Here is a 25,848-nt window from a genome sequence, read left to right on the forward strand (position 1 = left end):
GTCAATCTCAATAATCATGTGTATAGCATCTCACTGATACCATCAACCTACAGTTCTAATTAATTCACCAATCCATGGGTGCAACGTGTCTTTGTCTTTATCTTGCTCTAATTGATAAACAAGGAATCCCAGATAGGTATTCTTGCTTTTTGGATGAAACCACATCCCTACTTTTCGCAACTCTTTCTCAAAGCAGGCATCAGCACCTTGATCCTGTCGAAGTTTTTTCAAATACCACTTCTTAGCATCATCGATCAGAGGCTTAAACAGCCTCCACTGACCTACACGTCCTTCGTTTAATCGCTTTTGATCAAGGTGGTACAACCTTATAGAGAACCTTACTTTAATATCTTCAGGGCTATCTTTTTCGAACCTAGAAAATGGAACTCCAGACTTATCGTACGAAAGAAGCCGCCACTCTAACCTTTTGCACGGGTCGAGTAAAACGGGGACCTCATTGTCTTCGTCTAACTCGTCATAGGCACGTTCTGGTTCATTTACTAAGGGAAAGTAGTTCCACTTCCCGCCCCCGGTCCCTTGCAGATCTTTTCTGTATTCGTTGCAGTGTTGACATGAAAAGCGGAAATTCTCATATTTAAATGCTGCCCACTTATAACCTGTATGTTCTGGATTTATTTCATATCTGACTAAAGTTTTTTCATCCTCTGAAAATTCAACTCCTTGCACTTTCCCCTTAGGTCGATAGTGATCTACCGCATTGTCTGTTCGAGGAATGTTAGTTTCACAGTACCAGCACCTTCCATTTGATAGTTCTTCTAAACTTTCTTTCAATGCCTTCCAGACCGAGCTACGGTCATCAGCGACGATAGTGCCACCGACCAATGCTTCTGTAGCTGATTCAGCTCTATCGTCCCAACCATCAGGTAAGTCTACAAATGTGTTATCTACAAACCTCACTGATTATCCTCACCTAATAACTTTGTGATTGCCTGCTTAGCAACTTCGTCTCGCTCTTCTTGAGACAAGCTTAATGCAAAGTCCACCAGTCCTTGCAAACTATCCGCATCAGACTTCTCGTATAGCAGCGTATTACGAATTTTTATGTATCGTTCATAATCATCATCTCGCTGCGACATACTGAAACGATCATTATCTAGCCACTCAGAAATAACTTGAAAGCGTAGCTCTTCGAATCTTGTTTTATTTTCAATACTTGCTAATGCTCTATATGTTTCTAAACGCTTTTGAGTCCGCTTATCCAGTGACGATCCGAGCCCAAACATGTCACTGGTAATAATGCCCGCATAGCCCATACCTTGAGGATCATAGTGAGGCTTATGAGATTCAATTATTCGTGACTCATCATCACGACTTAAAATCTGTACTTGATCTCGTGTCAACTCAGCAATAGCAATAGGGTTGTGTGTTGTTAGAACGATGTGACTGTTGTTCTCACCATCTGAGCCAGAAGTAACGAACTTGTTCAAATAGTCTATGTAATCAACGCTCCATTTAGGATTTAAGTGCGTATCTGGTTCGTCTAGTAAGAACAAGCTTTCTTCTTCAGCAGTAAACCTTAACAAGCCCAACACTGTCAGTAATTGCTGCTCACCCTCACTGAGTTCACGGAATGTTACAGTACCATCATTCTTTTTAAGCTTTACACGAATGCGTACTTCACTTATTAACTCCGATACATAGGTACTTTCTAGGTCTCGGAAAAAGTCTCTCGGCTCTTGATCACCAACCAACTCGTTCAGCTTGTCGACATCCTTTATAAACATATAAAGGTATTCGCGGTCTTTCTTGTTCCATAGCGTCGCTTCATCAGTTCTTTTAATCTTTATCGGAGCTGTCGAAACTTCATGTACTCGATCCAAAAACTCACGAACAATGCCGTCAGCTCCCCAGAATATATCAGGGTTAGTCTTACACGCTCCATGAGTACCTTTAGGTGCCTTACTTTTATTCAAGCTCCAAGAAGGCTCATTCAACTCTAGCAACACAGAATCAATACTCTCAGCATTTTCATCCGTTTCTAAACCGAGCTGAGTATCAAGGAAATGCCTAACTAAATCATCTTGCTTAAGTACAAATGCCAAAAGCACAAATTGACTATGCACTGGTAAAGCATAAAACAAACGCCTTAAGCCTGGATCTTCCGACTTAGCGTTACGAAGCTTTTTGTCATATTGTTGAAGATACGGGCGAAATACCGCCTGCATACGCTCACTATGCCCAGAGTAATAGCCAAATACATACTTAGGTAAAAATTCATCTTTTCGTTTTTTAAAGGCCGTGAGTTTAATGTCTGCTAAAACTGGTTCGCTCGCTAAGACACTAAGTAGATCTACTTGTAATGTCGCAGCGGTTTTGTTTTCGCCTAAGTCTCGATAACTAATTAAATAAGGTTCTTTAATACGATCAGGATCAGCACTAATTTCGATCTCTTTATCATGACAAAAGTACCTCAACGTGTACGTAAACGAAGGCTTATCTTTCTCATTTTTGTCATTCTTCCCCATAATTAAATCACGGAAAAGCACCGCCAACGCTTCTAATACATTTGATTTACCTGTGCCATTCCAACCTATAACTAGCGTAATCCACTCTTCTTCTTCAAAGTCGATAGTAACGTTTTTTAGATTCTTAAACCTTTGACGGTCACCCTCTCGGTCCGAACCTATAGTGAATGAGGCTAAGCGCATTGGTCTTCCTTGTCTGCTTTAGTCACCAGCTTTAGTTGGTCGTAACCATCACCATTGCGCTCAATCTCAACTTGACCTGCTTTTTCAAGCTTTCGCAGTTCTGTGTAGATTTCTTCGATGCGATCCGTTGACGTACCATCAGCTACGCCACACTTTTTAAAGGCTTCTTGGGCATCAATCCAGCCCTCTTCTGCGGTTAAAACTTCGAGTAAAGTATCCATTACATCAACTTTTTTTTTAGGCTTACGCGGCGTACGAATCTTAGGCATTTGGGCCAAAGCTTCACGTTCAATTTTTATTTTATCTAACAATACAGAAGCAGGCTCGTCATTAGGCTCTTGTGGTACTAATTGCCCTGAAAATGCTGACTTAAGAATATTTTTCCTTTGGGCCTCTGATTGTTTTAATCCAAGTAAAGTGGCCTCTACTTGCCTATCCACTGAATCAAATTCATTGCTTATTTCATCTATAAGAGCCTTCTGCTCTGCACTTGGAGGAAGAGGAATCGCTAAATTTCCCAGTTTGGTGCCATTTACATTCGCTTGACCCGCAGTCTGGTTCATTACCTCGGATAACCACTTTTTACCAAGAACAGAGTTAATATAATAGGCTGCAATTTCAGGTAACACATGTTCAGAGAAAGTAACCGAAATAAGGTAAGAGGCATAAGACACTGGTTTTCCGATATCTCTATAAACAGCAGTTTTACCAACAAGCTCAGCACTATTGGTACGATTGAATAGTAAATCACCGTCATTAAGCAATAAATCAGGAAACTCTTTATGATCGACAGGTAAAAACTTTAAGTTGCCGTAATCTAACTTACCATCTTGAATATTACCCATACGCAGTACAGGTACGCCAGAGCTATCATCATTTGTTTTTGACGATGAACCATAACGCTTATTGATTGCCAACTGATCTATGGTTGCCCATACCCAACCGATGGGCAACGCAGGTAAGTCTGATATATCAGGAGTTGCTGCCTCAGGGTATTTGGCTTGCCAGTTTTTAGGTGGCTTTTTATCTTTGGCTTTAAACTCGGCTAGTTTTTGCTTTTCCCAATGCTCACGACGCTCGGTAAGGATTCGCTCTAATAATTGCGCACCGGTTTCCTGAATACTGCCACTGTTAGCTTCTCGCCATTGTTGCGTCAGCGAGCCTTCAACGGCACTTTTTAATAACGATTGGCGGTATTGAGTGAGTTTTCGTTTCGCTGATTCAAGTTCTTTTACACCGGCATCTAGTTCAGAGAATAACTCCTCTAACTTTTCGTAAATACGAATTTGTTCGTTCATGGGTGGAATCTTAGTAGCATGGGCTAAAAATGGACCACGATTAATATGCTTCATAGTACTACCATGAAGGTGCTCAGTATTAATCATTTCACCAATCGCAACCTTCATCCAATAATAAAGTAACCCCGAATTAAACAACCTAGGCTCTGGTACCACTTTAAATATATGTTGGTTTAGCCAAGCTTTCTCACCTCTCCACAGAAAAGCGTCTAGCGTTGCAGACCAGCTTACAAGTAGGTCTCCATTGTTTATTTCATAAATTTCAGGCACTTCAATTTTAGTATAATTAAATGGCTTATCAGAATTAGTAAGGTTTTGAATTCTAATTATTGGAACCCCTGTTTCTGATCTATGAGCTGGCTTAAAAGCAAATCCATTTACATACTCTGCAATATCTCCAACGGTAGCCGTTATCCAACCTTTTGGAAGTTCATTTATTTCACTCACGCAATTAATTCCTGATTCAATTCAGCCAATAGGCTATCTAATTCGTTTCTGTCGCCGCTGTTCTCATTACTGACGGAGAATAAACCCCATGCTTTTTGTAAGCCACCGCGGTCGTAAAATGGGCTGTAGTCAAAGTCATCGCGCTCTATAAAGCAACTAGCGGAAATATGGTCTTTGATCAAACGCAGCCACTGGGTCTGTTCCTCGGAAAAAGCTGTGGAACGCTGGGCATTGTGGCGGAAAATCCAGTCTTTAAACTTAGCGTCGACCTGTTCAGCAAAAGGTTTCAACTCCGTATCTAAACCAATAGCAAATCTAATTAGCGAGATTATATCTGTTAGTTGGCGTTTCGTGTCTGTTTTCTTCTTATTGTTACTGTCACTTTGATTCAGTCGCTCGTAAGCAGTCCAGAGCTTTTCTGTTGTTAGTAACAACGGAGGTTTACTTAACGCTTGGTGCAACTCCTCTAACATGGCAAAGGTTAACCCCCTACGTTGATACGGTTGTTGGTAGAAAAAGCTTAAGGCCTGGATATCGTCTTTATACTGTTCAATAAAGTCTTTAAAGGTTTGAATCATCTTTTCAGCATCATCCGCGGCTTGACTGCTGTAACCCGAATAGGTAACGGTATCTAGATTGATGTGATCGATAAGCTGTTCACGGTCACGACGAGCAGATTCAATCACGTTGCGTGTTTCTGGATTATCAAAACTTTGGCAAGCTTGATCGACAAGTTGTTCTTTGGCTGTTTGACGCTCACTATCTGTTAGAGTTTCTTCACTACGTGTGATACCCGCCTCTTTCGCATTAGTTAATGCTTTTTTATTGATAGCGTCTGGGTCAATCGCGGTGAGTAGCTCTCTGGCTAGCTGTGGTAATGGTTTACCTGCTAGCTTTTCTACTTTATCTAACCCCCGTTTATCGAGCTGTTTAGCTAAGCGCGTTAAACGACTGGCTAAACTTTGGATGGTATCATCGTCTCGATGCCCCATTGCCACGCCTTGCAATAAGTCTTTCATTGACAGATTTGGTGCTTTTTCTAGAGGTCTGCTTTCTGTTTTTAGGGACTTCTCTACTCCAACGGCATCAATAAGAACAAAACGATCCTTATCAGTCGTCGCACTTTTGCTGACATTGTGCAGATCCTCATAGCTTAGGCTACGAACTCCACGACCTTTCATTTGTTCGTAATAGCCTTTGCTGCGTACGTCTCGCATAAAGAGCAAGATTTCTAATGGCTTCACATCGGTTCCCGTTGCAATCATATCAACGGTAACCGTAATCCTTGGGTTAAAATCGTTACGAAAGTCATTAAGAATACCGTCAGGGTCTTTTGCGCTGTAAGTGACCTTCTTGCAGAATTCGTTACCTTGGCCATATTCTTCTCGGACAATCTGAATAATGTCATCTGCATGGCTATCTGTTTTAGCAAAGATAAGTGTTTTAGGCACTTCTTGACGATTAGGAAAAATCTCTATTTCAACCGCCTTTTTCATCGCTTTTATGACTTGGCGAATTTGGCTTGTATTGACCACCGAACGGTCAAGGTCTTTGCTGGTATAATTGCTATCTTCTTCGGCTTGTGCCCAGCGCTTTTTACGGGTGAGTTTATCTCGGTGATCGAGCCACTCTTTGGTTTTTAGCTCAGCGCCTTTATTTCCAATTTCTGTTTCTATCTCATAGACGTCGTAGCCAACATTTACGCCATCAAGCACTGAATCTTCATAGCTGTATTCAGCAACAATGTTTTCATTAAAAAAACCAAAAGTACGCTTGTCTGGTGTAGCCGTTAAACCAATGGTGAAAGCATCAAAGTAATCAAGTACCTGTTTCCACAAGTTGTAAATAGAGCGATGGCATTCATCGACGATAATAAAGTCAAAGGTTTCTATGGGTACAGCTGGGTTGTACTTAACCAACTTTCCCTGTTGTTGATTTTGTTTGATTTCATGTAGAGATACATCTTCGGCACTTTCATCTATAGGCTTTCCGCTCAAAATAGAGTACATGCGTTGAATGGTACAAATACACACTTCAGCCGCATCGTCTATGGTACTGCTGTTTAAGCGCTGAACAATGTGATTCTCATGAAAGAAGGTTTGTTTACCTTGTGGTTTAAATGCATGAAACTCTTGTTGTGCTTGTTTACCTAAGTTTCGAGTATCTACCAGAAAGAGTATACGTTTCGCACCACCATGATTAAGTAAGCGGTAGACCGCATTAATAGCGGTAAAGGTTTTACCCGCGCCTGTTGCCATGTGTATCAGCGAACGTGGTCTATTTTCAGACAGCGATTTCTCAAGCCCAGTAATGGCACTAACCTGACAATCACGTAGAGTCGCTTTCTCCAATTCTGGCATACAGTTTTTTAAACTGTAACGTAATGAGTTTTCTTGTTTGGACCACGTCTGTAGGGTCTCTGGTTTGAAAAAGTGGAATACTTCACGGGCTCTTGGGGCTGGATCTCTCAAATCGGTAAAATGAATGACTTGGCTTGTTGCTTCAAATAGAAACGATAAAGGTACTTCTTCTTTTCGAAACTTGATTTTACTAGTGGCATAGCGAAGCGTTTGGTCTTCCACCTGTGAAAGAATTGTTTCATCTTTTTTTGCTTCGATAACACCAACAGCTAAACGGTTAACGAATAACAAATAATCGGCACTATCTGTATATTGCCCTTTCCCACTGTCAATTGGATACTCGCGGACCGCTACGCCCAAGCCTTCGCCAAGATTCACTTTGGGCCAGGTCTGTATTTTCCAGCCAGAGGCCTTCAATTGCTCATCAATTGATAAGCGCGCCTGCGTTTCCGGTTTTAGTCCGTCAATATCCATAATCTAATTCCAAGCTTTGTTTCATTGATTAACTTTCGAAAAACTCTTCGTCAATTTTTTTTAAATGCAATACATCTTCATCACGGCTGCCAATGTTGTATCGCAACATCAACTTAGCCAACTCTTTACCATTAATAAGCACTATGCGCATCCCCAAATCTTTAGCTGTTTGTATGGCTGAAGAAGTAAACTCGGATGTAGTGATGAAAATGCCTTTTTGTGCTTTCTTCAGACTAAGCGCACCAAAGAAGTCTCGAATTTCACCTGCCCCAACGTTATTACCATCAGCATAACGCTTGGCTTGAATGTAAACCTGATCAACGCCAAGTGGGTCTTGATTAATCACGCCATCAACTCCGTTATCACCGCTCTTCCCAAGCGTATGGGCCATTCCCTCATCGCTGCCCCCATAGCCCATTGCTAGTAGCAGATCGATAAGTAATTGCTCAAAGAAAGCTGGGGATACTTTACGGGTTCGGGATAAGATATCTGAGGCCAAGGCGTCATTTATTTGTTTATACGCAGCTCTTAACACTTCATCTGGCGTCGCATCATTATCAGGCACATTCGTGTCTTCAGTTTTATCTGAATCACCGTTCTTTTGCTTGGTGAACGCATTGAAGTCATCAAAACGCTTTAGGTATTGGTTATTAATCTCTTCGCCACTATTTAGAGCTTCTTTCCCCAAGTCTGTTATCACGAAGTGACCACGCCTTACGGAATCTAAAAGCCCGGCTTTGGCTAGATAGGTTTTAGCCCATCCAACTCGGTTGGTGAATGCAGCTTGTCGCCCGCTAGGAAGAAGCTCCGTTCTTTCTTCTTCTGATAGATTGAATTGCTCAGCTAGCAAGTCGATGACGTTGCTAAGCTTAACTTCTTCATTCTTCGCAGCCTCTAACACTGGCTTCATTAATTCTTGATAACTTGGAAGCACTACAAACCCTAACCAATTGACTTTTAGTTTCGGCAATATACTCGAATATACAATCAGTTACATTGATATACGTTACGTTTATTTGGACTTGGATGCTAATCCAATAATTAACGCTGTGAGTGCGGCTCCGGCAACGAACGCCGTTCCATTGCCTGTACCACTTTTCGCCTTGCTAGCATTTCCCCTAGGCTGGGCCTGTACAACAACTTCTTCATCGGAGTCTAAATTCTTTACCATATTAACTACCAGTTGAAATAGTTCTTCTACCTTCACATTCATGGCTTCGGCACACTGAAACATTTGGTCTACTGAAAAAGTAGATTTTCCTGACTCTAACCGACTGTAGCTAGCTTGAGATAGCCCCATTCGTTCAGCCATATCACCTTGTTCTACGCCAACTTCTTTTCGTTTATTGGCGACAACTACCCCAAGAACTGAGGAATAAGAAACTAGATTCTTTTGCATTTTTTCCACCTATAGAAAAAAAACACTTGATCAAAAAAGTGCATAACATTAGGGTAAGTGACTATAAATACGTTTAACGCAAAAAAACCAATAATTAGAACCTTACGTTACTTTTTATTAATAACCATACTTTAACCTAAATAGGAACACTAATGAACAAAAATATAAACATTGGCGACACGCTTTACCGTAGCAAGCTTTTTGTCCAGCACGTCGGGCTTTTAGTTCAAGAAGATCGAGTTTTACATAACAGCCCAGACGGCAACATACAGCTCAGTAGCATTCAGGAATATTCAAACGGAAAAACTGTAAAAGTTGTCTCAAATGACCTAGATCCAATAGAGCAACTGAAGCTATTCAACAAAGCTGAACAAATGCTCCTTCAAGCAAAGCAGTACGGAGTGATTTCTTTCAACTGCGAACATCTTGTTTCTCTAATGCAGTCAGGCAAACCTTCCAGTGAACAACTAAAGGGAGCCGGAGTTGGCGCTGTGGCAGGTTTGCTTTTGGCTAACCGTAATCAATCGAAGAGCTCATTAACGTATGCATTAGTTGGCGGGATTATCGGGTGTATGGCTGTCAATGCCGCTCGTAAATACGATAGTGTTTTATAAATGGGAAGTTGTAACACTCCGCTCTTTTCAAATCAGCGGAATTCCATACGTTCGTATTTACTATATAGCCACACTTTATCTCTTTATACTTTCGATCGTAGGATCGGAATTACAGACACAAAAAAGCCCACACTAGGTGGGCTTTTTTGCTTGTTCATAAAGAACGAATTTGGTGCCCGCTACTGGACTCGAACCAGTGACACCTTGCATGTCATGCAAGTACTCTAACCAACTGAGCTAAGCGGGCAATGCTTTGAAACTTAACTAACCGCTTTACTAAGTGGCTAACGCTTCAGAACGAGATGGATAATAACGAGTGAATGGGTAGCGTGCAAGGATAAATTTGCACAAAACGGTTCGTTTGCTTTTAAAAACAACAATCAGAATAAATTTTAAACACAAAGCAGATCAATGGCTTGAAGTAGATCACATTTCGCCTCTAGTTCAATAGCTATATACCTCTGCCTGTTTCGTGTCTTGTCCCTCTGATAAAGCATTTTAATCCAAGATATTAGTTAGAATCCTCATCCACATCGAATACCACGTTGTAGTTCTCTGTATACGTACAGTTTGGTTGACGGCTACAAGTGAAGAAGCGTCGGCCTTTGTAATCGCCTTGGCTGGCCAGTTTGATGATCATCGGGCTGCCACACTTCTTACAGAATCGAACTTCTTTTGATGGCTCGATTAAATCGATGTGTGCTGCCAGTAACCTCTTCAAACGGCTCACTTGGTAGCTGTGTTTAATAGATGCACCAATCAGTGGCAAGCCTGCCGATTTACACACGTGGATCAGTAGCTTTTCTCGATCGGCCTTTCCCTTGTTGAGCTCTTTGCCGTTATCAAGTTCGATGATCACGCGGGGCTCTAACGTTCGCGGGTCGCAGACGACAAAATCAAAGTAGCTCCGTGAGATTTTGTTGTTGGCGATAAACCAATTCTTCTTGTTGTTCGCCTTAGCAGGAACAAGAACGTTCGACATGCTGACCTTGGCAAACACTTCGCCATGGTTACCCACCGCGGATTTAAGTGCGTTATAAAATGTCGCCTGTTGCGCCGACATCAACGACCCTTTTTTCTGGTAAGCATGATCTTTGGTATCGTCATGCTTCACTAGATACTTTTGGATAAAGTAAAAGAACACAACCAGAACAATTACAACGATAAAGATATTAGTCATTTTCCAACACAATCACGTCTGTATAGGGATTAAGAGAGTGGCTAGCGTATGTAGAAAAGCCTCACGTGGCAAGCAAAAGAGCGAGAGTAGCCAACCAGAATCACGACCTTTGAATGCTGTAATCAACAAGAGGTCGCTCATACGCTAGACACACCTCTCCTATTTGATAATCAAATCATCAATTACACTCTAGATTGATTTAGATCAATTTACCTAAATTTGTGATCAACTAGTCTGAAAAACGTTAGGCAAATGTTAATAAGGAAATTGATATGGAACTCAAACAAGACCCAAGATGTTATACGGACGTATGTGTAGACGGTAAATGGTTCCACTATGACCACTGCGGAACTCGAGCTTATATGTTAAAAGGCGGTGCTTCAGCGGTGATTGAACTGGCAAGAGAACCGGCGACAGAGGGCGAACTGGTTGAAATGCTGCAAGGTGCCGCTAAATAACTCATTTAGAAAATATTGATATAGATAAACTCGACATATCGCTAAGTAAACCCCACTTCTCACTCAAATTTTGATATTAGCGATCTCAGAGTGTTCCAGAAGCCATTCTTATCTCACGAAGATCAGAATGGCTTTTTGTTTACTGATTAGTGATTAGTGATTAACTTTCAGCGATGATGACTTGATTCCTACCCGACTCTTTCGCTTGATATAATGCATCATCCGCGGCTTTGAGGTACTTCTTGTAAGTATCTTGATTGAGTTGCTCGTGAGCAATACCAATCGACGCTCCTATCGATGTGGTGAGGTCCAAAGAGCCGGAGTGCGTATCAATGGGTGTTTCGGAAATAGCTAAACGGATAACGTTCAACTGTTGCTCAGGATCAATGGAACCAGACAGCAGCATAACAAACTCTTCACCACCCCAGCGAGCCACTACATCATTTGGGAATAAGTGCTGTTTTACTCGCCTTGCAACTTCCACTAAAACCTCATCACCAATATCATGGCCAAAGGTGTCATTAACGCGCTTAAAGTGGTCAAGATCTAGAATGACGAGACTGATCCCAAACCGTGAAGTATTAAATGGCATTGGCTGAGTTAACAACTGCTCTAGATAGCGTCGGTTGTATAAACCCGTTAGCGCACACGTTGTAGATTGAGTCACCAGCGCTTTATTTTTACTTTGAATGCTGCGAAGCCTAATCGCCAATAATACAGCACTAATGCTGACCATTATGATCAATGCCACCACGATTCTGTTTCTCAGTTGTTCCTTTTGAAGCAGTAACTCGTTGAGGTCTTTTTCTGTATTGAGTAATTCATTTTCGTTAGCAAGTGTCTGTTTTGCATAGTCTTGTTCTAGCAAGAAAATGTCACTCTGCCTTTTATCAAACAATAACGCTTTGTTGCCATGATAATATTGTTTGTAGTAACTCAGTGCAGTATCAAGGTCACCTTGAGATTCGTAATATTCAGCCAGTGTTTTTAAGCCTAGTACCTTCCAACTTCTGCTCCCAACCACGTCAAAGATTGCAAGTGCTCGTTCAAGATCATTCAATATGGCGTCATCTTGATCCAGTCCAATGTTAGCTAACGCACGGTTTAGGTAACACTGCCCGTTTTGAAGCGTGTACTTCTTAATATTCGGCGCTTGAAGACATTGATTAGCCACTTGTAATGCTTTGCTGAAATTGCCCTCTGATAGCAGTACATCACTGTAGGTTCTCAGTAATAAGATTTTGTATCGAGCACTGACTCTTTTGCTATCGAGTGCTTTTGCCTTCTCATAAGCAATTCGGCCATTAGTCACGTCACCACTGCTCAAATGCAGAAATGATTCGTTGATGTAAAGAATGCCGATAGCGTCATCTTCAAGTAAGCCACTTTTAAAGTAGAGCTTTTTTGCTTTCTCGATAATACGCAGGGCTTTAGGCCAATCCTCTAAATAGATATAGAGCAACGCCATGTTCGACATCAGCTTGCTGTTATAAATGTGCGTTGGATACTGCTTGCCAAGTTGCAGCCCTTTATAGAAAAAGTACTGAGCGTCTTGCAAGTCGTTCCGCACGTTATTGATCGCCCCCGCGGTGTTATACGCTTTAACCAATAACTTATCGTAACGAATAGATTCAGCAATGCCTATCGCGGACCGAATTTCAATTTCCGCAATTGCAAGTTCCCCTTCCTTGAGATATTCAATCGCAGATTCGACCAATGATTCTGACTTCAACCACAACATACCTTCATGCTCAGACAACGCTTTTATTTGTTCTACGTAGGCCATCACGGCATCGGCATCTCGTTGATGTTGAGCGACATTCGACAAAATCATAAGTCGATAAGCTTGGTATATTGCTTTGTCATTAACGCCAGTGGGCGGCCGTAGTAGAACAAGCTGATGTTTTGCAACTGAGGGGTCACTGCGAGATAAACCGAGAATATGAATTAACTTTTTTCCATATTCAGTTTGAGAGAGTTCTTTTTCTGGGGTGTAGACAGAAGTGTTGTCGGCTTGAGGAGGGCTCAAGTCCACATCATTGAGCGGATACAGCAAATAAAGCCCGAGTACGGCACTCATTGTTACAACGAGTAGAAACGAACCTAAAACGTTGTTTTTATTCATGTATTAAGACCGTTACAAATTGAATGACCATATCACTGCTGTTTATCTATATTAGAAACTTATTATACCCGAGCCCTACACAGATTAAAATGTTGTCATCTCGACGAACTGAGCAAGGTTATTCTCACTAATTAGAATAATCAGGCAACTTTCTTGATTTAACTCAGATAATCATCTACCTCATTGGCGTTATAGTAATTTTCCTGTTCCTACCTCCGCGGCTTCTTTAGAACAAGCGGAAGCATAATGAGAATTAACAATGACCCAAATTAATGAACAACGTCTTGTAGAACATTTCTGCAATCTAGTGAAAATTGATAGTGAATCTCGTAATGAAAAAGCGATCGCTGAAGCTTTGGCTGAACAACTTGGTGAACTAGGCTTTGAAGTTCACAAACTGGCTGTCCCTACAGAAGTGTCTAACGGTTTCAATATCTACGCTCGTCTAGATGGCACTCTTCCAGGCAGCACAGTATTCAGTTGCCACATGGACACAGTAACGCCAGGTATCGGCATTGAACCAATAATTGAAGACGGTATCATCCGTTCAAAAGGCAACACAATTCTAGGTGGCGACGACAAGTCTGGTATCGCAGCTATTATGGAAGCGGTTCGTTGCATCAAAGCTGAAGGCCACGCGCACAAAACTATCGAGATTGCGTTCACTGTATTCGAAGAAGGCGGCTTGTTCGGCTCTTTGAACTTCGATATGTCTTACATTCAATCTGAGCACGCTATCGTACTTGATACAGGCGGCCCAATTGGCACCATCGTAAACGCAGCGCCTGGCCAGCAGAAGATTGTAGCTAAGATCAAAGGTCGCCCTGCTCACGCTGGTTTAGCGCCAGAAGAAGGCATCAGCGCAATTCAAGTTGCTGCAGACGCAATCACTAAGATGAACCTACTTCGTATCGATGAAGAAACGACAGCAAACGTCGGTATTGTTGAAGGCGGTCAAGCAACTAACATCGTAATGCCAGAGCTTAAAGTCGTGGCTGAAGCACGTTCTCTAAACGGTGAAAAGCTAACAGCTCAGGTTGAGCACATGATCTCGACATTCCAAGAGAGTGCAAAACAGTTTGGCGCCGAAGTAGAAATCGAATCGACTCGTGCTTACGATGCATTCGTTATTGCAGATGATCACCCGCACATTCTTTCTATCAAATCAGCGTTTGAGAAGCTTGGCGTAACAGCAAACACTAAACGCACTGGCGGCGGTAGCGATGCGAACAACTTCAACGCGAAAGGTCTAACAACGGTTAACCTTTCGACTGGTATGGCGAAAGTTCACACCACTGAAGAGTACATTGCAGTGAAAGATATGGTCGCTATCACTGAGTTTGTTGTGGCTTACGTGACTCAATAGTCTTACTGGTTAACTAGCCAGTCTTATTTGTTAACTAGACAACCTTACTCGTTAATGAGATAGAAAATGCCATCTAGTTAATGTCAAAAAGCCGAGTTCACGTATGATCCGTGACTCGGCTTTTTTGTAGTCTGAGTTTAGCTAGAAGATTAAGCTTAAAACCCCCTACGCTTCCAGAATTGGCCTTCATCTTTTGCAACAAGGTCGAATGTCTTATCAGCAATGATGTTGCCTTTTAACTCCACGGTCATGCGCCACTTGCCTAGCTTGTTCGAGACTGGCGCCCAGATGGTGTCGCCTAAGTAGAAATCCCAGTCGTTGTTACCGACATGCTCTTCACCATCGAACGGTTCGAGCACTTCGCCTTTATCTGTAGTGATATTCGGGTGATAGATGCAGTAGCGGATCTTTTCACCTTTGGCTTTCTTGATATTCAGGATATAGCCAAACTCTACGTCGATTTCAGCATCAACAATGGTGGTGAACTCTTGGATTTTTGGTAGATCTTTAGATTTGGAGTCCCACGTGGAATAGATACCGTAAGAAGTCATGTCGACCACAACAGAGCGCTTTGCCATTTCAATCGTTACCTTGAAGTTGTTCTATTAATTTAATTCTATTTGCCATTCAGCCAAGCTGGATAAGCACGAGGCTATTTTTGCCAATCTTTTGCCATGCGCTTAATCACAGACGGTTCGATGTCGTGAATACTGCCATATTGCTCTCGGCATACCTCGATGATCAATTCTGCTTTGTATTTTCTTGCAAGTTGGCGGTAAGCCTTCATTTCCCAATGCTTAATAAAGGTATTCGAAACAACAACATCTAACCCTTGCTTCAAGCCGTTTTCCGCCGTGTTTTGACACCACTCATGAGCTTGCTGTAGCTGCCTAGGGTCAAAATGGTACTCACCTTGCTCATTCACGTAATACATATCAGCTTCGACATGCAATGCATCGTAGGTTTTCGCTTTTGTTGACTTGCCAGAACCGGGCAACCCTCGAATGAGTATTAACTTCATCTGTCACTTTACAGGCTAATTCGAAAACATGAGTTTATCGTAAATGCTAACCGCTTGCTCTGATAACTGCCTAGTTCTACATAACAGAACCAAGCACTTATGCCTTACTCGGGTAGTCGTTAAACATTATAAGACTTCGTCAAAGCCGGTAGATGGCTTCTGATAGAAAACACAAATAATTTACATCTATCCATTTTGGATATCGACAAGCGTATCAAACTACTATAGATTTAGATGTATAGACGTCTACATATCTAGCTTAGGGAGAAAGCTTTGCCTATTCGCATTCCAGACCAATTGCCAGCATCTGATGTTCTTCGTGAAGAAAACATCTTCGTGATGCCGTTATCAAGAGCATCGACACAGGAAATTCGTCCACTTCGAGTCTTGATCCTCAACCTAATGCCGAAGAAGATTGAAACTGAAACTCAATTTTTACGCCTACTATCGAACAGTCCATTGCAAGTGGATGTAGAGCTGCTGCGCATTGACGACCGACCAAGCAAAAACACACCGACTGAACACCTTGATAACTTCTACCGCCAATTTGAAATGGTCAAAGGGAGAAACTTTGATGGATTGATCATTACTGGTGCACCGCTTGGCTTGGTTCAATTTGAAGATGTGATCTACTGGGACCACCTAAAAACCATCATGGAATGGGCAAACAAGCACGTGACCTCAACCTTGTATGTGTGTTGGGCGGCTCAGGCGGGTTTGAAATTACTGTATGATTTGCCAAAGCGCACTCGCAAAGAGAAGCTTTCTGGTGTTTATAATCACGAGATTCATCACCCTTACCACCCGCTTCTGCGTGGCTTTGACGATACCTTCTTAGCACCGCACTCTCGCTACGCAGATTTCTCTCAGGAATACTTAGCCGAGCATACCGACCTTGATGTTCTTGCGACTTCTGATGTGGCTGGCGTATATCTGGCGGCGACCAAAGATAAGCGAAACGTGTTTGTAACGGGTCACCCTGAATACGATGCGCATACATTACACGGTGAGTACGTTCGTGATTTAGGCGAAGGCATGGAACCCGTGATTCCAATCAACTACTACCCGAACAACAATCCAGATAATAAGCCTGTCGCAAGTTGGCGTAGTCATGGGCACTTGTTATTCTCGAACTGGTTGAACTACTGCGTTTACCAACAAACGCCTTACGATTTGGATCACTTCAGCGAAGACAACTTTACCAAAGACGATTAAGTTGTTTCTTCCGATTCACAAACACATAAAGCCGTGTTCAATAGGTTGTTGATAAAACGCCAAATTGGACGCGGTTTTTTTATGGTGTTTGAGTCGCATTCCATAATAGATTTACCACTTCAATGGGTTTGATTTCATATGATGGGTTGGTGTTCATAAGGAGCTTCACATGCCCGCCAAGTCGTTATTATCTAAACCTATTTCATTATCCCGCCCCCTTTCATTATCGAGTCTGATACTACTCGCCTCTCTTTCGTTGGTCGGTTGCGTTTCTGTCACTGAAGGCCCGCCAAAGATTGAAAGCGACCCTATTGCGATGTCTGAATCTCGTATTGAATTAGGTTTGGGTTATATGGGGCAAGGGAATATGGTGAGAGCACGTGAGAACCTAGAACTCGCCATCAAACACGCACCTAGCTACTATCGAGCTCGCCTTTCCATTGCGCACTATTACGAACAAGTTGGGGAAGTTGACGAAGCAAGAGATGCCTATAAAAAAGCGCTGAGGTTAGACGCAAGAAACGGCAACGTATTGAACAACTACGGTACATTCTTGTGTAAACAGGGCGAATACGAGCAAGCCGATAAATACTTTAACCGTGCCATCGACCAACCCTATTATTATCTCGTCTCTGCCAGTTATGAAAATGCGGCATTCTGCGCGTTTAAAGCCGGAGAGGTCGAGCAAGCAAAATACTACTTCTCTCGTGCGATTGACCACGACCCAAATCGAGCTAGATCCGTACTACAGCTTTCTAAAATTGAAGTCAGTGAGGCCGAATACAATGACGCTAGGCTCCGCTTATTCAAATTCCACCAACGTTATGGCTATCAAATTCCATCGCTTCAAATCTTGGTCGAACTCGAAAAGAAGGCGGGTAACCGTGCACTTCAACAGAAATACCAAAGTAAATTAGACGAACTGCTCTCCGTTTAAGGCTAACTGAGCTTAGAGTCGTTGCGATAGATATAAAAAACGGGCTTGTTGCGTTAACAACAAGCCCGTTCGTAATTTCAGCTTAATATCTTAACTAAGTACAGTCTGTTATTTAAGCGCAATCCACTCTTGTCTTTGTTCGTCGTCCATAAAGGTCCATGCGATAAAACGACTCACCTTTTGGCCTTGCGACATCTCAACCACTTTTACTTGTTTAGCTCTCAGCTTGCCAAGCTCTGAACGAACCATATCAACGTTGTCTTTCTTAGAAATCAATGTCGTAAACCACAATACTTGAGTAGCAAAAAGCTGGCTCTCTCTCGCCATATTCATAATGAAAGCTGCTTCCCCCCCCGGACACCAAAGTTCAGACTTTTGGCCACCAAAGTTTAAGGTTGGTTTATCTTGCTTAGTTGGTTTATTTTGCGTAGTTGATTTATCTAACTTAACTGGCTTCTTATTCGTTTCAGGCTTGAATGACTGACCGGCTTTCTTAGCACGGTTTGCTGCTAGGTTATCCAGTTTACGTTGTGATCCCTTTTCCGCCTCTTCTAGAGAGCTATGGAATGGAGGGTTACAAATTGTGACATCGTAACGTTCATTATCCTTAATCACTCCCTTAAAGATAGATTCTGAGTCGGCTTGCAGGCGAGCTCGAATCTTACCTTTTAGATTAGGGTTACTTTCCGCAATGAAGTTCGCTGTTTTGATGGAGACTGAATCTACATCAGTACCTGTCCAGCGCCACTTATACTCTGTCGCACCAATGATTGGATAAATACAGTTTGCACCAACACCGATATCTAATGCTTTCACAGAAGCATGATTGTAAGGTTCACCTTGGCCATCGCTATTAAGGATGTCTGCCACTCTGTGAATATAATCTGCACGGCCAGGAATTGGCGGGCACAAGTAACCAGCAGGAATATCCCAATGCTTAACGCCATAGTGATGCGCCAGTAAAGCCTTATTAAGTAGCTTAACGGCTAATGGATCAGAGAAATTAATGGTGTCTTCGCCTACCGGGTTCTTGATCAGATGTTCTTTTAGCTCAGGCAAGGCTGCAACCAATAACTCGAAGTCATAGCGACCTGTATGTTGGTTTCTTGGGTGCAATCCACCTTGAGGCTTTTCAGCCGAGCGTCTTTTCTGTGCAGCGTTCTTGTTAAAAGCCGTTTTATTGAAAGAACCCTTATTCGATGATCCTTTATTCGCACCCGGTTTACCTTTGCTATCTTTTGCAAAAGGTCGCTTTGCTTTGTTGTTGTCAGCACCTTTGGGAGCACTGTTTTTGCGGTCTGATGTGTTCTTTGTAGAAATACGCTTGTCGCTGCTTGGCTTGCCTGCATTTGGCTTAATATCACCGTGCTTACGGTTACCTTGCTCAGCTTGGTTGTCTTTTGTTTTTGTTGATGAGGTACTGTTTTTCGACAGGCTTAGCGTAGTTCTATTTTGTGATTGGCTCATTGGGCTACTTCTTTAAGTCTAAATACATCATGAATAAACGGGCATCTAACTCAAGTTGATGATATTCCGGCTCCATGTGACAGCATAGTTGGTAAAAGGCTTTGTCGTGTTCTTTCTCTTTGATGTGCGCCAGTTCATGCACCACCAGCATTCTTAGCAAAGGTTCTGGTGCATTTTTAAAAACACTGGCGATACGAATCTCGTTCTTCGATTTGATCTTTCCACCGTGATTCTTCGCGACGTAAGAGTGCAGACCTAATGCATTATTAATTAGGTGTATCTTGCCGTCATAAATCACTTTACTGATCGGTGGCGTTTTTTTCATGTAGCGATTTTTAATCTCAATCGCATAGTCAAACAGGGCTTTCTCGCTTTTGATTTCATGATTCTTTGGGTAGCGAGCTTCAAACCACGGCACCAATTTACCTGATTCAACAAGTTGAGTTACCGGGTCGAGAATGTGCTTCGGGTAGCCTTGAATATAGCGTAAAGAAGGATGCATGCTGAAAGACCGTACAAGTTACACCACGACAATATGTTGTGGTCTTGAAAATTGAGCCGCATAGTGTAACTGATCACACTTTTCTAATCACCTAGGATTCGTTACACTTTAGCGAGATTCACCAAGAGCTACACTCAAAAAGAGATTGTAAAAATGAAACGTGTTGTATTGTACGTCGCAGACAAATGCCCGCACTGTAAAGATGCACAACGCTATTTGGATTCGAAGAAAATTGAATATCGCCTAACGAATGCAAAAATGCAGCGTGGCCGTAAAGAATTACAGGCGATGGGTGCTCGCTCTATCCCTGTGCTGAAAATCGGTGACCAAGTGATGGTCGGCTGGAATCAGAAGAACTTCGATAAGATGTATAACTCAAAGAACACCTAACGTGTTCTGAGCCAGTCATACTTCTATACAACAAAGCCCGAATATCCAATCTAGGATGTTCGGGCTTTGTTTATTTAAATCTTACTAAATCACACATACCGCTTAACGAAATCAATAAAGGTTCTGTCAGCTTTCGACAAATACCCTTCCTTTCTCCAGGCCAAAGATAGATTCAGTTTTACAGGGTCTTTAAATGGCACGCCTATCACGTCTTTCTCATATTCCGTCACTAAGCTCAACAGCGCGGTGATCGCAAACTCTTGTTTAACGATAGAAAGAATCATCGGGAGCAAGTTGGTTTCAAACGCAATGGTCATATCAAGATCGTACTTCTTACAGGTCGCATCAATAAAATCGCGGTGGAAATAGCCCGATTTGAACATGATCAGCTCTTGAGCAAAGAATTCTTCAAAGGTCATCGAAGGCTGTTGTGCTAACGGATGCTCCTTACCGACAACGGCGACCATCTCAGAACTTAACAGATGATCCGTTTCCAAATCATCAGGCACGTTTTCATGGTTGATTACGCCAATATCGAGTTCGCCGTTTAACAACATTTCGCGAATAGAAGCGGTGCCAGCATCAATCAGAGTCAACTTTAGGTTTGGGTACTGGCTTTTGAATGCCATCACGACTTGGGGGAAAAAATAACTGCCCATCATGCTTGGAGCGCCTAACCGCACCTCGCCTTTCTCCAAGCCTTTCAGTTCATTCATCGCCAATTGAGCATCATCAAACTGCTGAGCAATTCGCTTTGCATGCTCAAACAGTACCTTTCCCTCTTCCGTTAAGGTGACGGATTTGTCTCCGCGACGGAATAAAATCAACTCAAGTGTCTGTTCGAGTTTTTTAATGGAGATACTCAATGCAGGCTGTGCGATATGCAGCGCTTTGGCGGCCTGAGTGAAGTTACCAAACTGCGCAACAGCCAGAAAATGTCGAAGAGGTTTTGATTCAAGCATGGCGATATATTTAATATATAGAGGTGATATTTTTAATATATTTCTTTAATCACACTTGTGCTGATAACTTGTTCACAAATAGCTTACTAACTCGCGCAGGCACAACGTAAATGTTTGATAAAGGCAGTCCTCAATACAAACGTATCACCCAATCATTGGCGATTGGTTCGTTTATCATTTTCTGTAACCTTTACCTCTTTCAGCCTATCTTGCCGCACATGGCGGAGCACTTCCAAGTATCTGAAACTCAGATCAACTGGCTGTTTGCCGCGACAACGCTAGGGCTTTCCATCAGTTTGGTGCCTTGGGCAATCGCTTCTGAAACCTTTGGTCGAAAACCTATTATTCTGTTCAGCTTATTTGCTATCCCGCTAATCGGGCTGAGCATGGTGTTCACAACCACTCTACTGCAACTTGTTATTGCCAGAGCATTCATGGGAATCGCAGTCGCTGCTTTTGCGGGCGTAGCGGTTGCCTATATGGTCGAAGAGTTATCACCCAAAGCATTCGCAGTCGCGATCGGCGGTTATATTGCGGCTAACTCATTAGGTGGAATCTTCGGACGTGTACTCGGGGGCTTAATCACGGATTACTTTGACTGGCACGCTACGGTATTGTTTTTCGTTGTCGGCTCTTTGCTTGGCGCTCTCTATATTGCGTATAGCCTGCCTGACCAACAAAACTTCAAACCTCAGAAAGGGTTGTTCTTTCATCATAATCGCTCTGTAGTGATGCACTTAAGAAACCGCACCTTGTGGTTCGCGATGTTGATTGGTGGCGCTAACTTTGCGCTATTCGTTAACCTATATTCAGTAATGGGCTTTAGGTTGGTATCCGAACCTCACTCAGTACCTGTTGGTTTGGCTTCACTCATATTCCTATGTTATTTGGCCGGAACGATAAGTTCTAAACTCTCTAACAAATGGACACTTCGTTTTGACCCGTTAAGCGGAATATTAATGGGCGTGTGTATCAGCTTAATCGGAATGCTAATTTCTGCCGTCGACAAAGTCCCGTTCATGCTCGCTGGTTTATTGCTGATTAGCGGCGGTGCCTTCTTTGCCCATACCCTTGCCTACTCTTGGGTAAGTCAAAAAGCACCAAGCGCTAAGGCGACAGCAACTGCACTTTACTTGGTTCACTATTATATTGGCGGGAGCTTAGGTGGTTTCTTACTCTTGTATTGCTGGCAACTGTTCGGTTGGAATGGCGTGATTGCGGGCGGTTCAATCTTCTATGTTGCTATATTTGCTTGGGTCTACCAATTAAAACAACTTCAAGTATCGGTCTCTAAACTCGCACAAGCATAAGTGCCACCGAGGTTGTAACTCAATTATTGCTTTTGATTGACGTCCGTTCTGATATCCTACGCAAAATTTCATTTCGGAACCTGTTATGTCGAACACTCAAAGCACAGATCTTCAAACCATCCACGACCAAGTAAAACAGTGGTTAGACGATGTCGTTATTGGCCTAAACCTGTGTCCATTCGCAGCCAAGCCACAACGTAATAAACAGATTAAGATCTTTGTGAGTGAAGCAAATACGGAAGAAGTGTTGTTGCAAGACATCATGACGCATTTCGTAGAGTTAGATAACACGCCAGTCGCGGAATTAGAGACGACTTTGGTTGTTGTACCTAACATGCTGCAAGATTTCTTCGACTACAACATGTTCATTGATTGGATTGAAGCGTTGATCAAGCAAGAAGGTTGGGAAGGCGTTTACCAAGTAGCAACCTTCCACCCAGACTATTGCTTTGGTGGTGCAGATCCAGAAGACGATGAAAACCTAACGAACCGTTCTCCGTATCCGGTTTACCATTTGATTCGTGAAGCGAGTATGGAAAAAGTGTTGAAGCACTACCCTAACCCTGAAGCGATTCCTGATACAAACATCGCGAGAGTTGAATCCTTAACGCCGGAAGAACGTCGTCAACTGTTCCCTTACCTGTTCAGTTAATCGCTAGCAAGATGGCTCATATTCCTGAGCGTTCTTGATGATATGGACGAGAAATGAACTGATCTCGTCCATTTTGTTTCGCAATGTACAGGCATTCATCGGCAACTTTGATGAGCTTATCTAACGCCGACATCCTTTCCCCTTTGGTATCCCCTGTACTCAACTCAAAATGACACGCGCCGATTGATATAGTGACAGGCTTTCTATCCAGTGTGATTTTCTTCATCTCTTGCAAAAGAGTCATGAACTTATCTTCAACACAACTTGGTGTTTTATTGGGGTACCAAAGAATGAACTCCTCGCCACCAAAGCGTGCCACAAACTCACCCTCTTGAGTGTTATTGCTCAGCACGTTCGCCACTTTCTTTAATACAACATCACCCATTTGATGACCATAAGTGTCATTAACCTGTTTAAAGAAATCGATGTCGACAACGGCCAAGGTTCCCTTTCCTAAAGATCCTTTTAACTGCTCCACTTCTGCATTCAACGTTTTGAACAAGCAACGTCTATTTGGCAAATGGGTCAGAGGATCATACAGAGCTTGGTACTCTAGCTTCTCATTCAGCTCTTTGAGTTTTCGTTCTTGCTGTCTTCTAACCAGTTCCACTTCGATCCATGAGGCCATTAACCTCATAACGTCGATATCGAACTCTTTGAACTCACGATGATAGGGAGCCGGGCTTGAAAAATTTAAGGTGCCATAAAGCTCGTCATTAACGAAAATCGGGATGCCAATATAAGACTCTAAACCAAAAGACTGGTAAGCGGGATGCGTCGCATACTTATCGTGTTTGCCACAATGCTCAATGCAGATAGGACCAATCGATTTACAGGTAATTTCGCAATAGGTAGAACGATAATCGAAGGTGTCACCAGTGTTGAGTTCAACCCCTTCTGGCGTAACACAGTGCTCGACTAAATAGGAATTGCCATCGACTTTAGATAAAATACCGATATCAAGGTTGAAGCGTTCAAGCCCCATGATAAGCAGCTGAGCGATCTGAATATCGAAGCCCTTCCGGTAATCATTGGTGATTTGATACAAGCGACGTATAACAATTTCGCTTTCACTGGCTTGGTTCATAAATGGGGTCCCACTGCAGCCAAAGTTAATGGCAACATTAATATTTGGTATATTAAGAAGAGTAAAGTGTAAAAAAACATAATAATCAATTGGTTTGTATGCAAAATACCTCATTGGTCCAATGAATAAAAGTCGACTTCTTCGACTTTGCGTTAGCACCCTATTCCTAGCTTTGGTAAAATAATCCATTAACGAAACAGAATGGATAGGAAAATGAACCTTTCTCAACTAAGCCAAGAAATCTACGATCACCTTTACCGCGACATTGAAGAGTTCCGCAGTACTTTTGATCTGCCTGTTGCTGCTCCTGAAACAATGGACAAAAAAGGCGATACGCTACATACCTCTCTAGCGATCGAAGAACTGACAGAACTTGCAGAAGCTGACTCAAAAATCGAACAAGCGGACGCTATTGTAGACAGCGTTTATGTTTTGATGGGGCGTCTGGTTCACCTTGGCCAAGCTAAGGTTGAAGACAACCTAGCAATCAGCTACCTGATCGACCTGCTATTGAATGTTTCTAAAAACCGCTCAATTGACTTCTTACCTTGCTGGGACGAAGTACACTCAAGCAACATGAGTAAAGTATGTCGCAACGAAACTGAATACGCTGAAACAGAAGCTTTCTATGCTGAGCAGAACATCAAGCTGATGGCGGTTCAAAAAGGCGAATACATCATCGCTAAGTGTGCGGAAGATTTCGTATCTGAAGGCAAGACAGTTCGCCAAGGTAAAGTACTAAAATCTGTACACTACCGCCCTGCGAACCTTGAGCCACTAACGGCTTAACTAAGGTTAATACTGAAGCGGTTAAAAGCTTCAGCTAATTTGAATAGCAAACGCCACGTTTAAATAACGTGGCGTTTTATTATCTGTCCGTAAATTCTAACTGTGTAGCTAAATGCTATACCAGTCGAGCCATGTGATAAGCCGCCACATATTCGCCATTTCTGAAAGCGAACCCTGCGGACTCTCCTTCAATCACGAAGCCAAATTTCTTATACAGGCTGATCGCTCTTTCATTATCGGTATATACCGTTAACTCCATTCGCTTGATGTTAATCCAGTTATCACACAAGTCGATCGCGGTCGCGAGCAGCTGACTACCCACACCTTTGCCTAGCACATCGTCTTTAACACCCATACCAAATGAAGCCACATGTCGTCTTCTTGGATTCACGCACACTTCCATTCCCAAGTTGCCAACAATCTCATCGTCGATCATCGCGACATACGAGTACACGTTGTCAGGCATATTAGAGATTCGTTTTTGCCAGCTTTCCAGAGATGGATTGGGGAGTTGCAGCGTACCGGTATAAGCATTAGTGCATTCGTAAACTTCTTTTATTCCCTTTGCATCTGACGGTTCAGACCGTCTCACTATAATACTCATCGCAACTCCTACTATTTTCATCGCTAAATATGAAACACATCCTTAATGTGCACCTAGACACACTATCAAATAGTAAATATTTAACAATAGGTTAGATGAAATTGTTTTTATTGGCGCCGATGTGGGGAATGTATGTGGATGATCTGAAGAAGTACATTTGAGGAATCAAGGTTAGTAAAACTGGAGGTAGTTCGATGTGGGCACCTCGGGTGTGCCCACGCCGCAAAATCTATGGAATTAGTTAGCTTTGGTTCATCATGATCTAACTAATTCTGTTCTGGTTAATCATGAACGAGTTCATCTTGATCTAGTTAATCGCGCTCACATTGAACTTGAATGACTTTAAGGTCTGTCGCATTGAGCTTCTTAGCTAACGCTGCGCCTTCTTCATTACATTGCTCAAGAGTCGTAAATTGGGTGTTAACTTCCATTTCTGCTGTGCTGTCAGCGCCACCCATCATTAGGCTTAGAATCAGTGTGAGTTCGTACATAAAATAATCCTCTTTCGAGCTTTCAAAGCAT

General features: G+C 42.5%; 25 protein-coding genes and 1 tRNA gene. 9 read left to right on the forward strand and 17 right to left on the reverse strand.

Annotated elements, in window-relative coordinates; genetic code table 11:
- Positions 1 to 42 precede the first annotated feature (42 nt).
- The 6 genes from AACU28_RS17220 to AACU28_RS17245 all read right to left on the reverse strand — a co-directional run bounded on the left by AACU28_RS17220 (position 43) and on the right by AACU28_RS17245 (position 8,647).
- The gene (locus tag AACU28_RS17220) at positions 43 to 918 is read right to left on the reverse strand and encodes a hypothetical protein (RefSeq protein WP_121603308.1); all 876 of its coding nucleotides are present in this window, start codon (positions 916 to 918) and stop codon (positions 43 to 45) included.
- Entirely contained in the window at positions 915 to 2,669 is a 1,755-nt protein-coding gene (locus tag AACU28_RS17225; protein ID WP_121603309.1) for an AAA family ATPase, read from the reverse strand. Before AACU28_RS17225 ends, AACU28_RS17220 begins: the two co-directional genes overlap by 4 nt.
- Positions 2,660 to 4,414, reverse strand: coding sequence for a restriction endonuclease subunit S (locus AACU28_RS17230; protein WP_259462829.1), 1,755 nt, complete (start codon positions 4,412 to 4,414; stop codon positions 2,660 to 2,662). The genes AACU28_RS17225 and AACU28_RS17230 overlap by 10 nt, the downstream gene beginning before the upstream one ends.
- On the reverse strand, positions 4,411 to 7,248 hold the full coding sequence (locus tag AACU28_RS17235; protein ID WP_259462830.1) for a type I restriction endonuclease subunit R: 2,838 nt from the start codon (positions 7,246 to 7,248) through the stop codon (positions 4,411 to 4,413). The genes AACU28_RS17230 and AACU28_RS17235 overlap by 4 nt, the downstream gene beginning before the upstream one ends.
- 28 nt (positions 7,249 to 7,276) lie before the next feature.
- Entirely contained in the window at positions 7,277 to 8,182 is a 906-nt protein-coding gene (locus AACU28_RS17240) for a restriction endonuclease (RefSeq protein ID WP_183091212.1), read from the reverse strand.
- Between the two features lie 78 nt (positions 8,183 to 8,260).
- Positions 8,261 to 8,647, reverse strand: coding sequence for a helix-turn-helix transcriptional regulator (locus AACU28_RS17245; RefSeq protein ID WP_102310976.1), 387 nt, complete (start codon positions 8,645 to 8,647; stop codon positions 8,261 to 8,263).
- A 152-nt stretch (positions 8,648 to 8,799) separates the two neighbouring features.
- On the opposite strand from AACU28_RS17245, the gene AACU28_RS17250 reads away from it, so the two are divergent.
- Positions 8,800 to 9,261: a lecithin retinol acyltransferase family protein gene (locus tag AACU28_RS17250; protein ID WP_121603313.1), complete on the forward strand. Its 462-nt coding sequence runs from the start codon at positions 8,800 to 8,802 to the stop codon at positions 9,259 to 9,261.
- 170 nt (positions 9,262 to 9,431) lie between these two features.
- Here the strand turns inward: AACU28_RS17250 and AACU28_RS17255 are convergent.
- Positions 9,432 to 9,508 (reverse strand) — tRNA-Val (locus AACU28_RS17255).
- A gap of 264 nt (positions 9,509 to 9,772) precedes the next feature.
- Positions 9,773 to 10,441, reverse strand: coding sequence for a DUF2726 domain-containing protein (locus AACU28_RS17260; protein ID WP_004734944.1), 669 nt, complete (start codon positions 10,439 to 10,441; stop codon positions 9,773 to 9,775).
- Between the two features lie 272 nt (positions 10,442 to 10,713).
- On the opposite strand from AACU28_RS17260, the gene AACU28_RS17265 reads away from it, so the two are divergent.
- Positions 10,714 to 10,899 carry a hypothetical protein gene (locus tag AACU28_RS17265; RefSeq protein WP_004734943.1) on the forward strand — a complete coding sequence of 62 codons (186 nt, stop codon included), beginning with the start codon at positions 10,714 to 10,716 and terminating at the stop codon, positions 10,897 to 10,899.
- Between the two features lie 160 nt (positions 10,900 to 11,059).
- Here the strand turns inward: AACU28_RS17265 and AACU28_RS17270 are convergent, their stop codons facing one another.
- Entirely contained in the window at positions 11,060 to 13,024 is a 1,965-nt protein-coding gene (locus AACU28_RS17270; RefSeq protein ID WP_102453541.1) for a tetratricopeptide repeat-containing diguanylate cyclase, read from the reverse strand.
- Positions 13,025 to 13,283: 259 nt separating this feature from the next.
- Between AACU28_RS17270 and AACU28_RS17275 the strand changes: the two genes are divergently transcribed.
- Positions 13,284 to 14,390, forward strand: a complete 1,107-nt coding sequence (locus tag AACU28_RS17275; protein WP_004734941.1) for a M20/M25/M40 family metallo-hydrolase — start codon at positions 13,284 to 13,286, stop codon at positions 14,388 to 14,390.
- 155 nt (positions 14,391 to 14,545) lie between these two features.
- Here the strand turns inward: AACU28_RS17275 and AACU28_RS17280 are convergent, their stop codons facing one another.
- Together AACU28_RS17280 and AACU28_RS17285 are read right to left on the reverse strand one after the other, a co-directional pair.
- The gene (locus AACU28_RS17280; RefSeq protein ID WP_102444651.1) at positions 14,546 to 14,968 is read right to left on the reverse strand and encodes a DUF3859 domain-containing protein; all 423 of its coding nucleotides are present in this window, start codon (positions 14,966 to 14,968) and stop codon (positions 14,546 to 14,548) included.
- Positions 14,969 to 15,042: 74 nt separating this feature from the next.
- Complete coding sequence (locus tag AACU28_RS17285) at positions 15,043 to 15,411, reverse strand: ATP-binding protein (protein ID WP_102444650.1); 369 nt, start codon at positions 15,409 to 15,411, stop codon at positions 15,043 to 15,045.
- 273 nt (positions 15,412 to 15,684) lie between these two features.
- Here AACU28_RS17285 and metA point away from each other — a divergent pair, with 273 nt between their 5' ends.
- Together metA and pilW are read left to right on the forward strand one after the other, a co-directional pair.
- On the forward strand, positions 15,685 to 16,626 hold the full coding sequence (metA, locus tag AACU28_RS17290) for a homoserine O-acetyltransferase MetA (RefSeq protein ID WP_004734938.1): 942 nt from the start codon (positions 15,685 to 15,687) through the stop codon (positions 16,624 to 16,626).
- Positions 16,627 to 16,795: 169 nt separating this feature from the next.
- Entirely contained in the window at positions 16,796 to 17,563 is a 768-nt protein-coding gene (pilW, locus tag AACU28_RS17295; protein WP_017080657.1) for a type IV pilus biogenesis/stability protein PilW, read from the forward strand.
- Between the two features lie 108 nt (positions 17,564 to 17,671).
- Here the strand turns inward: pilW and rlmF are convergent, their stop codons facing one another.
- Together rlmF and AACU28_RS17305 are read right to left on the reverse strand one after the other, a co-directional pair.
- Positions 17,672 to 19,030, reverse strand: a complete 1,359-nt coding sequence (gene rlmF, locus AACU28_RS17300; protein ID WP_121603314.1) for a 23S rRNA (adenine(1618)-N(6))-methyltransferase RlmF — start codon at positions 19,028 to 19,030, stop codon at positions 17,672 to 17,674.
- Positions 19,031 to 19,034: 4 nt separating this feature from the next.
- A complete protein-coding gene (locus AACU28_RS17305; protein ID WP_004734935.1) occupies positions 19,035 to 19,532 on the reverse strand; it encodes a YgjP-like metallopeptidase domain-containing protein in 498 nt (165 codons plus the stop codon).
- A gap of 153 nt (positions 19,533 to 19,685) precedes the next feature.
- On the opposite strand from AACU28_RS17305, the gene AACU28_RS17310 reads away from it, so the two are divergent.
- Positions 19,686 to 19,922, forward strand: coding sequence for a glutaredoxin family protein (locus AACU28_RS17310; RefSeq protein ID WP_004734934.1), 237 nt, complete (start codon positions 19,686 to 19,688; stop codon positions 19,920 to 19,922).
- 89 nt (positions 19,923 to 20,011) lie between these two features.
- Here AACU28_RS17310 and AACU28_RS17315 read toward each other — a convergent pair whose 3' ends face one another.
- Complete coding sequence (locus AACU28_RS17315; RefSeq protein ID WP_017066171.1) at positions 20,012 to 20,884, reverse strand: LysR family transcriptional regulator; 873 nt, start codon at positions 20,882 to 20,884, stop codon at positions 20,012 to 20,014.
- 110 nt (positions 20,885 to 20,994) lie between these two features.
- Between AACU28_RS17315 and AACU28_RS17320 the strand changes: the two genes are divergently transcribed.
- Both AACU28_RS17320 and AACU28_RS17325 read left to right on the forward strand, forming a co-directional pair.
- Positions 20,995 to 22,194 carry an MFS transporter gene (locus AACU28_RS17320; RefSeq protein ID WP_121603315.1) on the forward strand — a complete coding sequence of 400 codons (1,200 nt, stop codon included), beginning with the start codon at positions 20,995 to 20,997 and terminating at the stop codon, positions 22,192 to 22,194.
- An 85-nt stretch (positions 22,195 to 22,279) separates the two neighbouring features.
- Entirely contained in the window at positions 22,280 to 22,846 is a 567-nt protein-coding gene (locus AACU28_RS17325; RefSeq protein WP_108093528.1) for a DUF1415 domain-containing protein, read from the forward strand.
- Between the two features lie 16 nt (positions 22,847 to 22,862).
- Here the strand turns inward: AACU28_RS17325 and AACU28_RS17330 are convergent, their stop codons facing one another.
- Positions 22,863 to 23,933, reverse strand: coding sequence for a sensor domain-containing diguanylate cyclase (locus AACU28_RS17330; protein ID WP_004734930.1), 1,071 nt, complete (start codon positions 23,931 to 23,933; stop codon positions 22,863 to 22,865).
- A gap of 213 nt (positions 23,934 to 24,146) precedes the next feature.
- Here AACU28_RS17330 and AACU28_RS17335 point away from each other — a divergent pair, with 213 nt between their 5' ends.
- A complete protein-coding gene (locus AACU28_RS17335) occupies positions 24,147 to 24,722 on the forward strand; it encodes a nucleoside triphosphate pyrophosphohydrolase family protein (RefSeq protein WP_121603316.1) in 576 nt (191 codons plus the stop codon).
- Positions 24,723 to 24,837: 115 nt separating this feature from the next.
- Here the strand turns inward: AACU28_RS17335 and AACU28_RS17340 are convergent, their stop codons facing one another.
- On the reverse strand, positions 24,838 to 25,326 hold the full coding sequence (locus AACU28_RS17340) for a GNAT family N-acetyltransferase (protein ID WP_017068284.1): 489 nt from the start codon (positions 25,324 to 25,326) through the stop codon (positions 24,838 to 24,840).
- Between the two features lie 311 nt (positions 25,327 to 25,637).
- The gene (locus AACU28_RS17345; RefSeq protein WP_017085092.1) at positions 25,638 to 25,817 is read right to left on the reverse strand and encodes a hypothetical protein; all 180 of its coding nucleotides are present in this window, start codon (positions 25,815 to 25,817) and stop codon (positions 25,638 to 25,640) included.
- Positions 25,818 to 25,848 lie beyond the last annotated feature (31 nt).

The organism is Vibrio sp. SBT000027 (assembly GCF_963894355.1).
Classification (GTDB): Bacteria; Pseudomonadota; Gammaproteobacteria; order Enterobacterales; family Vibrionaceae; genus Vibrio; species Vibrio splendidus.

Coding starts and splice junctions, on each gene's coding strand:
- pilW (WP_017080657.1), top strand. CDS start 16,796: ATGCCCGCCAAGTCGTTATTATCTAAACCTATTTCATTATCCCGCCCC.
- rlmF (WP_121603314.1), bottom strand. CDS start 19,030: ATGAGCCAATCACAAAATAGAACTACGCTAAGCCTGTCGAAAAACAGT.
- AACU28_RS17320 (WP_121603315.1), top strand. CDS start 20,995: ATGTTTGATAAAGGCAGTCCTCAATACAAACGTATCACCCAATCATTG.
- AACU28_RS17325 (WP_108093528.1), top strand. CDS start 22,280: ATGTCGAACACTCAAAGCACAGATCTTCAAACCATCCACGACCAAGTA.
- AACU28_RS17250 (WP_121603313.1), top strand. CDS start 8,800: ATGAACAAAAATATAAACATTGGCGACACGCTTTACCGTAGCAAGCTT.
- AACU28_RS17245 (WP_102310976.1), bottom strand. CDS start 8,647: ATGCAAAAGAATCTAGTTTCTTATTCCTCAGTTCTTGGGGTAGTTGTC.
- AACU28_RS17340 (WP_017068284.1), bottom strand. CDS start 25,326: ATGAGTATTATAGTGAGACGGTCTGAACCGTCAGATGCAAAGGGAATA.
- AACU28_RS17305 (WP_004734935.1), bottom strand. CDS start 19,532: ATGCATCCTTCTTTACGCTATATTCAAGGCTACCCGAAGCACATTCTC.
- AACU28_RS17315 (WP_017066171.1), bottom strand. CDS start 20,884: ATGCTTGAATCAAAACCTCTTCGACATTTTCTGGCTGTTGCGCAGTTT.
- AACU28_RS17285 (WP_102444650.1), bottom strand. CDS start 15,411: ATGAAGTTAATACTCATTCGAGGGTTGCCCGGTTCTGGCAAGTCAACA.
- AACU28_RS17310 (WP_004734934.1), top strand. CDS start 19,686: ATGAAACGTGTTGTATTGTACGTCGCAGACAAATGCCCGCACTGTAAA.
- AACU28_RS17335 (WP_121603316.1), top strand. CDS start 24,147: ATGAACCTTTCTCAACTAAGCCAAGAAATCTACGATCACCTTTACCGC.
- AACU28_RS17280 (WP_102444651.1), bottom strand. CDS start 14,968: ATGGCAAAGCGCTCTGTTGTGGTCGACATGACTTCTTACGGTATCTAT.
- AACU28_RS17235 (WP_259462830.1), bottom strand. CDS start 7,248: ATGGATATTGACGGACTAAAACCGGAAACGCAGGCGCGCTTATCAATT.
- AACU28_RS17330 (WP_004734930.1), bottom strand. CDS start 23,933: ATGAACCAAGCCAGTGAAAGCGAAATTGTTATACGTCGCTTGTATCAA.
- AACU28_RS17275 (WP_004734941.1), top strand. CDS start 13,284: ATGACCCAAATTAATGAACAACGTCTTGTAGAACATTTCTGCAATCTA.
- AACU28_RS17270 (WP_102453541.1), bottom strand. CDS start 13,024: ATGAATAAAAACAACGTTTTAGGTTCGTTTCTACTCGTTGTAACAATG.
- AACU28_RS17225 (WP_121603309.1), bottom strand. CDS start 2,669: ATGCGCTTAGCCTCATTCACTATAGGTTCGGACCGAGAGGGTGACCGT.
- AACU28_RS17265 (WP_004734943.1), top strand. CDS start 10,714: ATGGAACTCAAACAAGACCCAAGATGTTATACGGACGTATGTGTAGAC.
- AACU28_RS17260 (WP_004734944.1), bottom strand. CDS start 10,441: ATGACTAATATCTTTATCGTTGTAATTGTTCTGGTTGTGTTCTTTTAC.
- AACU28_RS17345 (WP_017085092.1), bottom strand. CDS start 25,817: ATGTACGAACTCACACTGATTCTAAGCCTAATGATGGGTGGCGCTGAC.